Source organism: Stenotrophomonas sp. Sm6012, assembly GCF_030985895.1.
Classification (GTDB): domain Bacteria; phylum Pseudomonadota; class Gammaproteobacteria; order Xanthomonadales; family Xanthomonadaceae; genus Stenotrophomonas; species Stenotrophomonas forensis.
Genome location: NZ_JAPTFX010000047.1, coordinates 18,284 through 30,092 on the forward strand (window position 1 = coordinate 18,284; position 11,809 = coordinate 30,092).

Here is an 11,809-nt window from a genome sequence, read left to right on the forward strand (position 1 = left end):
GGGTCAGTATCCTGGTTGCGACGAACCAATATCGAGGTTGAGCTCCTCGTCTTCGAACAGTGCTTCCATGCCCCGCGAAGCATTCCAGATGCGCACGATGGAAACGTGCGCAGGTAGCTCCACGTAGTAGACCAGGTAGCCGTCGAAGCGACGAACCGGATGAAAACGCAATGGCGCTGGCAGCGAGGGCAACAGACCCGCATGCAGTGCGGAACCGGCACCGGGGTGGGCCTCGATCAGCTTTACAACAGATTCCACCGCATCGATGAAGCCGATTTCCAGCACTTCCCCGCCTTGATCTGCATACCAGCCTGCTGCCTGGTCAAGATCTCGAACCGCTGCAGGGAACCAATGCGAGGGTTTCACTTGCGGTTCCGTGCACGCTCACGCAGCTTGTCGAAGTGATCCGGCGGCTGAGGCGCCGAAGGCCCCGACGCCAGCCCCTCTGCAATCAGCTGCTTGAGCAGCTCTTCAGCCTTGATGCGCTGACGCTGGCGGATCAGGTCACGCACATAATCCGACGTACTGGAGTAGCCGCCTTCGCGCACTTCTTCGTCCACGAACTGCTTGAGCGGATCGGTCAGCGAAATGTTCATGGTGGCCATGAAACCCTCCATTGGCAGTTTTTGCCAAGTCAGTGTGCGCCCTGCCTAGGTGTCGGACAAGCCCGCCCCCGGTCTCTGGGGGCAGGCATTCAGCCCGGCATCACGCCACCTTGGCGCCTTCCAGGAAGTCCTGGGCGAAGCGCTGCAGCACGCCGCCGGCCTCGTAGATCGCCACTTCCTCGTCGCTGTCCAGGCGGCAGGTGACTGGCACGATCACCTGCTGGCCGTCGCGGCGATGGATGACCAGGGTCAGCTCGGCGCGCGGGGTGCGCGCGCCGACCACGTCGAAGGTTTCAGTCCCATCGATGCCCAGGGTCAGGCGGGTGGTGCCCGGCTTGAACTCCAGCGGCAGCACGCCCATGCCGATCAGGTTGGTACGGTGAATCCGCTCGAAGCCCTCGGCCACGATCGCTTCCACGCCAGCCAGGCGCACGCCCTTGGCAGCCCAGTCACGCGAGCTGCCCTGGCCGTAGTCGGCACCGGCGATGATGATCAGCGGCTGCTTGCGGTCCATGTAGGTTTCGATCGCTTCCCACATGCGCATGACCTTGCCTTCCGGCTCCACGCGCGCCAGCGAACCCTGCTTCACGCTGCCGTCGTCGTTGCGCACCATCTCGTTGAACAGCTTCGGATTGGCGAACGTGGCGCGCTGCGCGGTCAGGTGGTCGCCGCGGTGGGTGGCGTACGAATTGAAGTCTTCTTCCGGCAAACCCATCTTCGCCAGGTATTCACCAGCGGCACTGGACGCCATGATCGCGTTGGACGGCGACAGGTGGTCGGTGGTGATGTTATCCGGCAGCACCGCCAGCGCGCGCATGCCGGCCAGCGTGCGCTCACCGGCCAATGCACCCTCCCAGTACGGCGGGCGGCGGATGTAGGTGCTCTGCGGGCGCCAGTCGTACAGCGGGCTGACCGCAGCGCCGTGCTCCACGCGCAGGTTGAACATCGGGTTGTAGACCTTGCGGAACTGCTCGGGCTTCACCGAGGCCTTCACCACCGCGTCGATCTCGGCATCGCTCGGCCAGATGTCCTTCAGGCGCACTTCGTTGCCGTCGGCATCCACGCCCAGCACGTCCTTCTCGATATCGAAGCGGACAGTGCCGGCGATGGCGTAGGCGATCACCAGCGGCGGCGAAGCCAGGAAGGCCTGCTTGGCGTACGGATGGATGCGGCCATCGAAGTTGCGGTTACCCGACAGCACAGCCGTGGCGTACAGGTCACGATCGATGATTTCCTGCTGGATCTTCGGGTCCAGCGCGCCACTCATGCCGTTGCAGGTGGTGCAGGCAAACGCCACGATGCCGAAACCCAGCTGTTCCAGGTCCGGCAGCAGGCCGGACTCTTCCAGGTACAGCTGCACGGCCTTGGAACCCGGCGCCAGCGACGACTTCACCCACGGCTTGCGCTGCAGGCCACGCGCATTGGCATTGCGCGCCAGCAATGCGGCGGCGATCACGTTGCGCGGATTGGAGGTATTGGTGCAGCTGGTGATGGCCGCGATGATCACCGCACCATCGGGCATCAGGCCCTGCGCCTGCTCGGCCTTGCCCGCTTCCAGCTTGGCTTCGTCGGCAATGCCGCGCTCGGCCAGCTCGGCGGTGGCCACGCGCTTGTGCGGGTTCGACGGGCCAGCCATGTTGCGCACCACGCTGGACAAGTCGAAGCGCAGCACGCGCTCGTACTGGGCAGTGGCCAGATCGTCTGCCCACAGGCCGGTGGTGCGTGCGTAGTTTTCCACCAGCGCCACCTGCGACTCCTCGCGGCCGGTCAGGCGCAGGTAGTCGATGGTCTGCGCGTCGATATAGAACATCGCGGCGGTGGCGCCGTATTCCGGGCACATGTTTGAGATGGTGGCGCGGTCACCGATGGTCAGTGCGGCAGCACCTTCGCCGAAGAATTCCAGCCACGCACCGACCACGCGCTCCTTGCGCAGGAACTCGGTCAGGGCCAGCACCACGTCCGTGGCGGTGATGCCCGGCTGCGGGCGTCCACTCAGTTCGACGCCAACGGTATCGGGCAAGCGCATCCACGAGGCGCGGCCCAGCATCACGTTCTCCGCTTCCAGGCCGCCCACGCCGATCGCGATCACGCCCAGCGCATCCACGTGCGGGGTGTGGCTGTCGGTGCCCACGCAGGTATCAGGGAAGGCCACGCCGTCCTGCACGTAGACCACCGGCGACATCTTCTCCAGATTGATCTGGTGCATGATGCCGTTGCCCGGCGGAATCACGTCCACGTTCTGGAACGCCAGCTTGGTCCAGTCGATGAAGTGGAAACGGTCTTCGTTGCGGCGATCCTCGATGGCGCGGTTCTTCTCGAACGCCTGCGGGTCGTAACCACCGCACTCCACCGCCAGCGAGTGATCGACGATCAGCTGCACCGGCACCACCGGATTGACCTTGGCCGGGTCGCCGCCCTTGTCGGCGATCGCATCACGCAGGCCGGCAAGATCCACCAGCGCGGTCTGGCCGAGGATGTCATGGCAGACCACGCGGGCCGGGAACCACGGGAAATCGAGGTCGCGACGGCGCTCGATCAGCTGCTTCAACGAATCACTGAGCGTGTCCGGATCGCAGCGGCGCACCAGATTCTCGGCCAGCACGCGCGAGGTGTACGGCAGGGTGGCATAGGCGCCAGGCTGGATCGCATCGACGGCGGCACGCGCATCGAAATAGTCCAGCGTGCTGCCGGGGAGGGTCTTGCGGTAATCGGTATTCATGGGCTGGCGGAGTACTTGGGGCGGGCCGGGTGCCGGCGGTGCGGCGGCGAAAGCATCCGGCCGGCGCAAGGCCGGCCGGATGGATACAGCAGGTGGATCAGACGCGCTTGTCGATGGCGACGAAGTCGCGGTCTTCCGGGCCGATGTAGTTGGCGCTCGGGCGGATGATCTTGCCGTCGATGCGCTGCTCGACGATGTGCGCGCTCCAGCCGGCGGTGCGGGCGATCACGAACAGGGGGGTGAACATGGCGGTCGGCACGCCCATCATGTGGTAGCTGACGGCGCTGAACCAGTCCAGGTTCGGGAACATCTTCTTGATGTCCCACATCACCGATTCCAGGCGCTCGGCGATGTCGTACATCTTCATGCTCGACTGTTCCTCGGACAGCTCGCGGGCCACGTCCTTGATCACCTTGTTGCGCGGATCGGAGACGGTATAGACCGGGTGGCCGAAACCGATCACCACTTCCTTGCGCTCGACGCGGGCCTTGATGTCTTCCTCGGCCTCATCGGGGGTGTCGTAGCGCTTCTGCACTTCGAACGCCACTTCGTTGGCGCCGCCATGCTTCGGGCCGCGCAGCGCGCCGATGCCACCGCAGATCGCGCTGTACATGTCGCTGCCGGTGCCGGCGATGACGCGGCAGGTGAAGGTCGAGGCGTTGAACTCGTGCTCGGCGTACAGGATCAGCGAGGTGTGCATCGCCTTCACCCACGAATCCTGCGGCTTCTCGCCATGCAGCAGGTGCAGGAAGTGGCCACCGATCGAGTCATCGTCGGTTTCCACGTCGATGGCGCGGCCGTTGTGGCTCCAGTGGTACCAGTACAGCAGCATCGAACCGAGGCAGGCCATCAGCTTGTCGGCGATGTCACGCGCGCCCGGATGGTTGTGGTCGTCCTTCTCCGGTGCCACGCAGCCGAGCACCGACACGCCGGTGCGCATCACGTCCATCGGGTGCGCGGACGGCGGCAGTTCCTCCAGCGCGGCCTTCACCGCAGCCGGAATGCCACGCAGCGACTTCAGCTTGGCCTTGTACGAAACCAGCTCGGCGCGGGTCGGCAGCTTACCATGCACCAGCAGGTAGGCGATTTCCTCGAACTCGCTGGTGTTGGCCAGGTCCAGGATGTCGTAGCCGCGGTAGTGCAGGTCATTGCCGCTGCGGCCGACGCTGCACAGCGCGGTGTTGCCGGCGGCGGTGCCGGACAGGGCGACGGACTTCTTCGGCTTGAAGGTCGGGGTTGCGGTCGTATCGTTCATGTTTTCCCTCCGAAAACTGATGGTGCAGGGTACTGCTTATTTCTTGGCGGCGAACAGGGCATCGAGCTGCTGCTCGAAGGCGTGGTAGCCGATGCGGTCGTAGAGTTCCTCGCGGGTCTGCATGGTCTCCACCACGTTGCGCTGGTGGCCATCGCGGCGGACCGCCTGGTAGACGTTCTCGGCGGCCTTGTTGGCGGCACGGAACGCCGACAGCGGGAACAACTGGATGGCCACGCCGGCCGAGGCCAGTTCATCGCGACTGAACAGCGGGGTGGCGCCGAATTCGGTGATGTTGGCCAGCACCGGCACCTTCACCGCGTCGACGAAGCGACGGTAGGTGTCCAGGTCGTAGGCGGCCTCGGCGAAGATGCCATCGGCACCGGCCTCGACACAGGCGATGGCGCGCTCGATGGCCTTGTCCACGCCGTCCACCTGGATGGCGTCGGTACGTGCGATCAGGAAGAAGTCCGGATCGGTCTTGGCGTCAGCTGCGGCCTTCACGCGGTCGACCATTTCACCCTGCGACACGATCTCCTTGCCCGGGCGGTGGCCGCAGCGCTTGGCGCCGACCTGGTCTTCGATATGACAGGCCGCGGCGCCGGCCTTGATCAGCGACTTCACGGTGCGCGCGATGTTGAACGCGCTCGGGCCGAAGCCGGTGTCGATGTCGACCATCAGCGGCAGATCGCAGACGTCGGTGATGCGGCGCACGTCCACCAGCACGTCTTCCAGGGTGTTGATGCCCAGGTCCGGCAGGCCCAGCGAGCCGGCGGCAACGCCGCCACCGGACAGGTAGATGGCGCGGAAGCCGGCGCGCTTGGCCAGCAGGGCATGGTTGGCGTTGATCGCGCCGATCACCTGCAGCGGCGATTCGGCAGCCAGCGCCTCACGGAAGCGGGCACCGGCGGAGAAAGGAGTGGAAGCAGTCATGCGGCAATCCAGGTTGAAGAACGGGGAGGTAGGCGCAAGCACCATGCCAAGCTGCAAGCGATTGATTTCACGGGGATGACCGGCCCGCAAACATGAAACATATGAAACATTGAAACAGATGTATCATGAAACACCCTGTCCGCTCTCACCGCCATGTACCTGCCCCGTTCCCCGCTGCGCCATGCCGACACCGACCCCGGCCGTCCGGTGATCTGGACGGTCAGCGTCTCGCGCCTGACCGGCCTGCTCGGCGACGTCATCCCCGAGTTCGACCGCCGTGCGCGCATCGAGCAGATCAACCTCGGCTTCGAGGAGGCGGTGGACGTGATCGGCCAGCGCCTGCGCCGTGAACACTGCGACGTGGTGATTGCCGGCGGCTCCAACGCCGCCTGGCTGCGCGGCCGGCTCGACCTGCCGCTGGTGCCGATCCAGGCCAACGGCTTCGACCTGATGGAGGCACTGGCGCGTGCACGGCGCATCGCCAGCCGTATCGGCCTGGTCACCCACGCCAGTGACGTACCGGTGTTCAGCAACTTCCAGCAGAGCTTCGGCCTGGATATCGAGCATCGCCGCTTCGTCACCCGCGAGGACGCGCGCGACTGCATCGCCGACCTGCGCGCCAACGGCATCGAGGTGATTGTCGGCACCGGCATGGCCATCGACCACGCCGAACAGGCTGGGCTGCCCGGCGTGCTGCTGTACTCCGCCGATTCGGTACGACAGGCATTCGAGCACGCACTGGAACTGACCCAGAACCTGGCCCGCTCCGCTGGCCATCGGCCGGCCCCGCGCCGTCGCGCGGCACCGCGCAGCGAAGCGCATGAGCTGCTCGGCGACAGCGAGGCAATGGCACAGGTGCGCGCGCAGATCGCGTTGTACGCGCCGCACGACAGCACCGTGCTGGTCACCGGCGAAACCGGCACCGGCAAGGAACTGGTGGCACGCCAGCTGCATGCGGCCAGTGGCCGTCGTGGACGCTTCGTTGCACTGAACTGCGGTGCGATCAGCGAATCATTGCTGGAAGCCGAGCTGTTCGGTTACAGCGATGGCGCCTTCACTGGCGCGCGGCGGGGTGGCCGTGTCGGCCTGGTCGAGGCGGCCGACGGCGGCACCCTGTTCCTGGATGAAATCGGCGAGCTGCCCCTGCCGTTGCAGACCCGCCTGCTGCGGGTTCTGGAAGAACGCGAAGTACTGCGCGTGGGCGCCACCGAACCGACCCCGGTCGATCTGCGCGTGGTCGCCGCCACCCTGCAGTCGCTGGAACAGCGCGCGGCGGCCGGCAGCTTCCGCCGCGACCTGTATTACCGGCTGGCCGCGCTGCGCATCGCCCTGCCCTCGCTGCGAGCCCGGCGCAGTGACATTGCGCTGCTGACGCAGCACTTTTTCCGCCAGCTGCGCGGCATCGACGCGCCGCTGGCCGAGGACGCGATGACCCTGCTGACCTCCGCCGAATGGCCCGGCAACGTGCGAGAGCTTCGCAACCTGGTGGATCGCCTGCGCATCCACTGGCAGCCGGGCGAGGGATTGATCAACACCGCGCGGTTGATGCAGCTGGCACCGGAGCTGATGCGCGAGGGCACCCCTGCCCTGCCGGTGGAGAGCAACGGCAAGCGCCCGCCGCGTGCGCAGCTGGAAGCGCTGCTGCAGGAACACCGCAATGACCGCGAAGGTATGGCGCAGGCACTGGGCGTGTCACGCACCACGTTGTGGCGCTGGCTGCGCGCAGAAGGGCTGTAGCGTCGAGCTTGCTCGACTGCTTTTCCCCAGTCGAGCATGGCTCGACTCTACAGATGGCGCGAGCGCGCCCAGCGTGCCTCGATGGCGAAGCGGCCACTGCCCACTGCCGCTATCCACAGCAGCAGCACACCCAGCGGCACTTCGCTCAGGTAGAAGAACCAGCTCAGCCAATCGGGCACGCTCAGCCCGGCCGGAATGCGCGCAATGCCATCGGTCAGCGCGGCCACCGCACAGATCGCGGCCAGCAGCAGTGACGACGGGCGACTGAGCAGGCCCAACACCAGCAGGCCACCCGCAATCCACTCAATTGCGCCGAGCACCGGCGCACTGAGCAAAGGGAATGGGATACCCGCATCGACCAGCGTATGCACCATCCGCTCGCGTCCCGCATCGGTGAACACTTTGTTCCAGCCGGACACGCAGAACATCACCCCGGCGACGATGCGGGCGAGCAGCAGCAGGGCTGCTTCCACGCCACGCCGCGGTGATGGCACGGCAAAAAGGCAACGCCAGGACGGCATGGCAACTCCGGAAGTCGAGGACATTCGTCGGAGTGTGCCGGTTGCCGGCCTGCTCGCAGATGAAGCTGACCCGTCCGTTCGCGACAACCCGCTCCTGTAGAGTCGAGCCATGCTCGACTGCCTTGCGCGCCGGAGCAACAGCAGTCGAGCATGGCTCGACGCTACAAAAAACTTGCGTCAGCAAGCAGCAGCTCGATTTCCTCCACCTGCACCATTGGCACCTGCCACGGGTGATGCGGCACGATTCCCTGTTCGAAGATGCGCTGCAGCCGCTGCGGATTCCGAGGCAGACAGAATTCCAGGCGCACGCTGTCGACCACCTCGGTGCGACCCGCCTCACCCTGCACGGGCGACGCACCCACGCGCGGACGGAACTGTTCGAACCCCGGCGTCGACCACCACATCCCGTGCTCGTAGTCGCCGGCCGCCAGCGCGTCCACCGCGAGGATGCCCTGCTTCACCGCATCCAGTGCTGCCGACGGCACGAACACCACCACGCGGTACAGCGGCAGGCGTTGCATCAGCCCGCCTTACGGGTACAGCAGCCGCTTGCTCCAGCGCCCTTCGGCACCGGCTTCGTAGCACCAGCGCTCGTGCAGGCGGAACTGCGCGCCGTACCAGAATTCGATGCGGTCAGGCACCACACGCAGGCCGCTCCAGCCTTCCGGGCGCGGCACGTCCTTGCCCTCGAAGCGGGCTTCGATCTCGGCCACGCGCGCGTCGAATTCCTCACGCGTCGCCAGCGTCTTCGACTGTTGCGAAGCCCACGCGCCGATCTGGCTCATGCGCGGGCGGCTGGCGAAATAGGCATCGGCCTCGGCGTCGGCGACCTGCTCGACACGGCCTTCGATGCGCACCTGGATGCCGGCTTCGCGCAGGCTGCGCCACAGGAACAGCAGCGCGGCCTGCGGATTGGCCTGCAGTTCCTGGCCCTTGTGGCTGTCCAGATGGGTGTAGAACACGAAGCCGCGCTCATCGAACGCCTTCAGCAGCACGGTGCGCGCCGAGGGGCGGCCGTTGACATCGGCAGTGGCCACGGTCATCGCGTTCGGCTCGACCTCGCGGCTCTGTTTGGCCTCATCGAACAGGCCGGCAAACGTGGACAGGGCTTCGGCGTACAGGTCGCTCATGATTGCGTTCTTCTCACACGGTTTGGGCTATTGTGGCGGCATGGTCGCTGCTGCGTATATGCCCCAGGTGAAAGGATTCCCCGAAACATTGGCCGAGCGGGTTCTGGACGATGTGCTGGGCAGCGGCACGGCGGTTCCAGTATTGGCGATCAGCGGCCTTCAGGGGAGCGGCAAATCGACGCTGGCCGCGCAGGTGGTGGCACGTGCCCAGGCGCGCGGCCTGAACGCGGCCACGCTGTCGATCGATGATGCCTACCTCACCCGGGCGCAGCGCCAGCGGCTGGCCCGCCAGGTACACCCGCTGCTGATCACCCGTGGCCCGCCCGGCACCCACGATCTGCCACTGGCCCACGCCGTGCTCGACGCCGTGGCTGCGCGCCAGCCCTTCGCGATGCCACGCTTCGACAAGCTGGCCGATGAGCGCCTGCCCGAGGCGCAGTGGCCACGCCTGCAACAACCGCTGGACCTGCTGGTATTCGAAGGCTGGTTCCTCGGTACGCCCGCGCAGGATGACGACGCGCTGGACGCGCCACTGAATGCACTGGAACGCGAGGCCGACACCGATGGCCGCTGGCGGCGATGGTGCAACCAGGCGCTGGCCCGCAACTACCCGGCGCTGTGGCAGCGCTGCGACCGCCTGTGGTTCCTGCAGCCACCGGACTTCTCGGTAGTGCCGCGCTGGCGCTGGCAGCAGGAACAGAACCTACAGGCCGCACAGCCGGGCCGGCACGGAATGAGCCGGCCTCAGCTGGAGCGCTTCGTGCAGTACTACGAACGGGTCAGCCGGCAGGCGCTGCAGGCCCTGCCCGCCCTGGCCGACCACGTGGTGGTGCTGGACGGCCAGCGCCAGGTCCAGGGCGTGCGCTGAGGCCACCTACTCCACCAGGAACGTCACCCGCAGGTTGACCCGCCATTCGGTGATCTCGCCGCTGCCGTTGGTGACCACCTTGGTCTCGTTCACCCAGGCGCCCTGGATGCCCTTGACCGTCTCGGAAACCTTCTTCAGCCCGCTGCGCACCGCGTCCTCCACACTTTTCGGCGAGGAGGCGGTGATTTCGATGACCTTGGCGACCGTCATGACCTGTACTCCGGCTGGCGCGGGAGACCCCGCAGGAACGCCTACCCTGACGTGAAGAACGTAAAGGCCGGGGCACGGAGGTGTTAGCATCAGAGGGCATGAATCCTGCTCCGAACCTGATCCTGATCGGCCCGATGGGCGCTGGCAAAACCTGCATCGGCCGCCGCCTGGCCGAGCGCTTCACGCTGGACTTCGTCGATGTCGACCAGGCCATCGTCGATGCCGCCGGCGCCAGCATCCCCACCATTTTCGAGCATTCGGGCGAAGCCGGCTTCCGCAGCCATGAACGCGAGGCCCTGGCACGCGTGCTGGAAGGCCGCGGCCAGCTGGTCTCCACCGGCGGCGGTGCGGTGCTGGACCCCGGCAACCGTGCGCTGATCGCCCGGCGCGGCTTCGTGGTCTACCTGCGGGTCAGCGTGGCCGCGCAGCTGGACCGCCTGGCCCGCGACAAGGGCCGGCCGCTGCTGCAGCGTCCGGACCGCGAGCAGGTGCTGCACGATCTGGCCGCACACCGCGACCCGCTGTACCGCGAACTGGCCGACCTCACCCTCGATACCGACCCGTATACCGCTGCCGACGCGACCGCCCAGCTGGTGGTCAAGCTGGCCACGCAATGGCAGCGCCAGGACCTGACCGCATGACTTCCCCCGCACTGCTGCAGGTCGCCGTTGGCGGCGACCGCCCCTACACCATCACCATCGGCGCTGGCGCCCAGGCCGACGGCGCCGCGCTGGCCTCGCATGTGCGCGGCCGCCACGTGCTGCTGCTCAGCGACAGTGAAGTCGCGCCGCGCTATCTGGCCTCGGTGAAGCAGACGCTGCTGGCGGCACGCCCCGACCTGATCATCGGCGAGCACGTGCTGGCTGCGGGCGAAGCCTCCAAGACCCTGGCCGAATTCGGCCGCGCCATCGAAGCACTGGCCGCGTTGGGTGCCACCCGCGATGCCTGCGTATTCGCGCTCGGCGGCGGCGTGGTCGGTGACCTCGCCGGTTTCGCGGCGGCGTGCTGGATGCGTGGCGTGGACTGCGTGCAGTTGCCGACCACCCTGCTGGCGATGGTCGACTCGTCGGTGGGCGGCAAGACCGCGGTGGACATTCCGGCCGGCAAGAATCTGGTGGGCGCCTTCCATCCGCCGCGCGCGGTGATCGCCGATACCCGCGTGCTGGCCACCCTGCCACCACGCGAACTGCGTGCCGGCCTGGCCGAAGTGGTGAAGTACGGTGCGCTGGGCGATGCCGCCTTCTTCGACTGGCTGCAGCACCATGCCGAGGCGCTGGTTGCTGGCGAAGACGGCGTGCTGTCCGAAGCGATCGCACGCAGCTGCCGGCACAAGGCCGCGATTGTCGAACGCGATCCGTTCGAGAAGGGCGAGCGCGCCCTGCTCAACCTCGGCCACACCTTCGGCCATGCCATCGAGACCGAACAGGGCTACTCGGCCCCGGGCCGTGATGCGCTGAACCACGGCGAAGCGGTGGCAGTGGGCATGGTGCTGGCGGCGAAGCTGTCCACCGACCTGGGCCTGGCCGACGACGCCGACCGCGCGCGCCTGCAGGCACTGCTTGAACGCCTCGGCCTGCCGGTGGCGATCCCGGCCGGGCTGGACCCGCAGGCCCTGCTCGGCCGCATGCGGCTGGACAAGAAGAATGTGGCCGGGCGCCTGCGCCTGGTGCTGTGGCGCGGCATGGGCCGGGCCGAAGTGGTGCCGGACGTGGATGAGGCAGCGGTGCTGAAGGTGCTGTCGGTCCGGTAATGCCGGCCGCTGGTCGGCAATCCTGCCGCGCAACCCGGTAGTGTCGGCCGCTGGCCGGCTTCCACGTTGCTGACGTTGCCGGCC

13 protein-coding genes are annotated in these 11,809 nt (G+C 66.9%); 4 read left to right on the forward strand and 9 right to left on the reverse strand.

The features are described 5' to 3' along the window. Positions 1–3 precede the first annotated feature (3 nt). The 5 genes from O0J73_RS10495 to prpB all read right to left on the reverse strand — a co-directional run bounded on the left by O0J73_RS10495 (position 4) and on the right by prpB (position 5,509). Entirely contained in the window at positions 4–366 is a 363-nt protein-coding gene (locus O0J73_RS10495) for a type II toxin-antitoxin system RelE/ParE family toxin (RefSeq protein ID WP_006463488.1), read from the reverse strand. Beyond that, positions 363–605 carry a type II toxin-antitoxin system ParD family antitoxin gene (locus O0J73_RS10500; RefSeq protein WP_006463489.1) on the reverse strand — a complete coding sequence of 81 codons (243 nt, stop codon included), beginning with the start codon at positions 603–605 and terminating at the stop codon, positions 363–365. Before O0J73_RS10500 ends, O0J73_RS10495 begins: the two co-directional genes overlap by 4 nt. A gap of 100 nt (positions 606–705) precedes the next feature. Beyond that, positions 706–3,324, reverse strand: coding sequence for a Fe/S-dependent 2-methylisocitrate dehydratase AcnD (gene acnD, locus O0J73_RS10505; protein ID WP_308308655.1), 2,619 nt, complete (start codon positions 3,322–3,324; stop codon positions 706–708). Positions 3,325–3,421: 97 nt separating this feature from the next. Then, the gene (gene prpC / locus O0J73_RS10510; protein WP_154349497.1) at positions 3,422–4,579 is read right to left on the reverse strand and encodes a 2-methylcitrate synthase; all 1,158 of its coding nucleotides are present in this window, start codon (positions 4,577–4,579) and stop codon (positions 3,422–3,424) included. 36 nt (positions 4,580–4,615) lie between these two features. Then, complete coding sequence (gene prpB, locus O0J73_RS10515) at positions 4,616–5,509, reverse strand: methylisocitrate lyase (RefSeq protein WP_010482769.1); 894 nt, start codon at positions 5,507–5,509, stop codon at positions 4,616–4,618. Positions 5,510–5,662: 153 nt separating this feature from the next. Here prpB and prpR point away from each other — a divergent pair, with 153 nt between their 5' ends. Next, complete coding sequence (gene prpR / locus O0J73_RS10520) at positions 5,663–7,246, forward strand: propionate catabolism operon regulatory protein PrpR (protein WP_308308656.1); 1,584 nt, start codon at positions 5,663–5,665, stop codon at positions 7,244–7,246. A 47-nt stretch (positions 7,247–7,293) separates the two neighbouring features. Here prpR and O0J73_RS10525 read toward each other — a convergent pair whose 3' ends face one another. From O0J73_RS10525 to pdxH, 3 genes are all read right to left on the reverse strand, one after another. Continuing rightward, entirely contained in the window at positions 7,294–7,767 is a 474-nt protein-coding gene (locus tag O0J73_RS10525; RefSeq protein WP_006463681.1) for a DoxX family protein, read from the reverse strand. A gap of 161 nt (positions 7,768–7,928) precedes the next feature. Beyond that, entirely contained in the window at positions 7,929–8,288 is a 360-nt protein-coding gene (locus O0J73_RS10530; protein ID WP_006463683.1) for a hypothetical protein, read from the reverse strand. Positions 8,289–8,297: 9 nt separating this feature from the next. Continuing rightward, entirely contained in the window at positions 8,298–8,897 is a 600-nt protein-coding gene (pdxH, locus tag O0J73_RS10535) for a pyridoxamine 5'-phosphate oxidase (RefSeq protein WP_006463685.1), read from the reverse strand. A 40-nt stretch (positions 8,898–8,937) separates the two neighbouring features. On the opposite strand from pdxH, the gene O0J73_RS10540 reads away from it, so the two are divergent. Further along, the gene (locus O0J73_RS10540) at positions 8,938–9,765 is read left to right on the forward strand and encodes a kinase (protein WP_308308657.1); all 828 of its coding nucleotides are present in this window, start codon (positions 8,938–8,940) and stop codon (positions 9,763–9,765) included. Positions 9,766–9,771: 6 nt separating this feature from the next. Here O0J73_RS10540 and O0J73_RS10545 read toward each other — a convergent pair whose 3' ends face one another. Continuing rightward, a complete protein-coding gene (locus O0J73_RS10545; RefSeq protein WP_005410663.1) occupies positions 9,772–9,975 on the reverse strand; it encodes a dodecin family protein in 204 nt (67 codons plus the stop codon). A gap of 98 nt (positions 9,976–10,073) precedes the next feature. Here O0J73_RS10545 and O0J73_RS10550 point away from each other — a divergent pair, with 98 nt between their 5' ends. Together O0J73_RS10550 and aroB are read left to right on the forward strand one after the other, a co-directional pair. After that, positions 10,074–10,616: a shikimate kinase gene (locus O0J73_RS10550; RefSeq protein WP_053512073.1), complete on the forward strand. Its 543-nt coding sequence runs from the start codon at positions 10,074–10,076 to the stop codon at positions 10,614–10,616. Next, positions 10,613–11,725, forward strand: a complete 1,113-nt coding sequence (gene aroB / locus O0J73_RS10555) for a 3-dehydroquinate synthase (RefSeq protein WP_006463692.1) — start codon at positions 10,613–10,615, stop codon at positions 11,723–11,725. The genes O0J73_RS10550 and aroB overlap by 4 nt, the downstream gene beginning before the upstream one ends. The last annotated feature ends 84 nt before the right edge of the window (positions 11,726–11,809 follow it).

Coding starts and splice junctions, on each gene's coding strand:
- aroB (WP_006463692.1), top strand. CDS start 10,613: ATGACTTCCCCCGCACTGCTGCAGGTCGCCGTTGGCGGCGACCGCCCC.
- pdxH (WP_006463685.1), bottom strand. CDS start 8,897: ATGAGCGACCTGTACGCCGAAGCCCTGTCCACGTTTGCCGGCCTGTTC.
- O0J73_RS10540 (WP_308308657.1), top strand. CDS start 8,938: ATGGTCGCTGCTGCGTATATGCCCCAGGTGAAAGGATTCCCCGAAACA.
- O0J73_RS10530 (WP_006463683.1), bottom strand. CDS start 8,288: ATGCAACGCCTGCCGCTGTACCGCGTGGTGGTGTTCGTGCCGTCGGCA.
- prpC (WP_154349497.1), bottom strand. CDS start 4,579: ATGAACGATACGACCGCAACCCCGACCTTCAAGCCGAAGAAGTCCGTC.
- O0J73_RS10525 (WP_006463681.1), bottom strand. CDS start 7,767: ATGCCGTCCTGGCGTTGCCTTTTTGCCGTGCCATCACCGCGGCGTGGC.
- O0J73_RS10545 (WP_005410663.1), bottom strand. CDS start 9,975: ATGACGGTCGCCAAGGTCATCGAAATCACCGCCTCCTCGCCGAAAAGT.
- O0J73_RS10550 (WP_053512073.1), top strand. CDS start 10,074: ATGAATCCTGCTCCGAACCTGATCCTGATCGGCCCGATGGGCGCTGGC.
- acnD (WP_308308655.1), bottom strand. CDS start 3,324: ATGAATACCGATTACCGCAAGACCCTCCCCGGCAGCACGCTGGACTAT.
- O0J73_RS10500 (WP_006463489.1), bottom strand. CDS start 605: ATGGCCACCATGAACATTTCGCTGACCGATCCGCTCAAGCAGTTCGTG.
- prpB (WP_010482769.1), bottom strand. CDS start 5,509: ATGACTGCTTCCACTCCTTTCTCCGCCGGTGCCCGCTTCCGTGAGGCG.
- prpR (WP_308308656.1), top strand. CDS start 5,663: ATGTACCTGCCCCGTTCCCCGCTGCGCCATGCCGACACCGACCCCGGC.